A 928-nucleotide genomic window follows, 5' to 3' on the forward strand; every position below is an offset into this window, starting at 1 on the left:
AGGTGAAGGGGGTCCGCGCCAAGGGGCTGCCGGTCCTGCTGGTGCCTCCGCTCGGCGCCCAGGCCTCGTGCTTCGACCTCCGCCGCGGCCTGTCCCTGGCCGAGGACTTCGTCAACCGCGGGCGGCCGACGTACCTCGTCGACTACGGACCCCTGAAGGGTGCCGACAGCAAGGTCGGCATCGAGCACTTCATCAACGACGTCCTCCCCGAGGCCGTCCGCACGGTGTCCGAGGACGCCGGCGGGCGCGACGTGCACCTCGTCGGCTGGTGCATGGGTGGGCTGATCTCCATCGGCACCACGGCCGTCCACCCCGAGCTCCCCATCCGCTCCCTCTCGATGGTCGCCAGCCCGTTCGACATGTCCAAGCAACCGATGCTCCGGCCGGTCCAGGCGATCGGGAAGGTCACCGGCGGCAAGATCGTCGGTACGGCGCTCAAGGCCGCCGGGTCGGTGCCGGCGCCGCTCGTGAGCATCGGGTTCAAGGCGACCGCGATCCCGGTGTACCTCAAGAAGCCGCGGACCCTGTGGAACAAGCGGCAGGACCGGGAGTTCCTCGGCCAGATCCAGGCCATCGACAGCCTGATGAACAACATGCTGACCTACCCCGGCCGGGCGACCATTCAGGTCTACCAGAAAATGGCGCTGCGCAATGAGCTCGCCACCGGGCGCATCCAGGGGCCGAACAAGATGGTCGACCTGGCCGACATCAAGGTCCCCGTGATGAACGTCGCCGGCACCACCGACGTACTCGTGCCTCCCCCGGTGGCCCACCACGTCGGCTCGCTCCTCCCGAACTCGCCGGACGTCCGGATGCCGTCCGCGCCCGGTGGCCACCTCGGCGTACTCACCGGGACGAAGGCGCCCGAGACGACGTGGGCGTACATCAACGAGTTCATCGGGAAGCACGACCGGAAGCGTTAGGACGG

General features: G+C 68.8%; 1 protein-coding gene. It reads left to right on the plus strand.

Annotated elements, in window-relative coordinates:
• The coding region (locus ACOADB_RS24460) for an alpha/beta fold hydrolase (RefSeq protein WP_378604976.1) at positions 1–923 on the plus strand (923 nt) is incomplete at its 5' end.
• Positions 924–928: the final 5 nt, after the last annotated feature.

This window comes from Nocardioides sp. CPCC 206348 (genome assembly GCF_048654705.1).
Lineage (GTDB): Bacteria > Actinomycetota > Actinomycetes > Propionibacteriales > Nocardioidaceae > Nocardioides.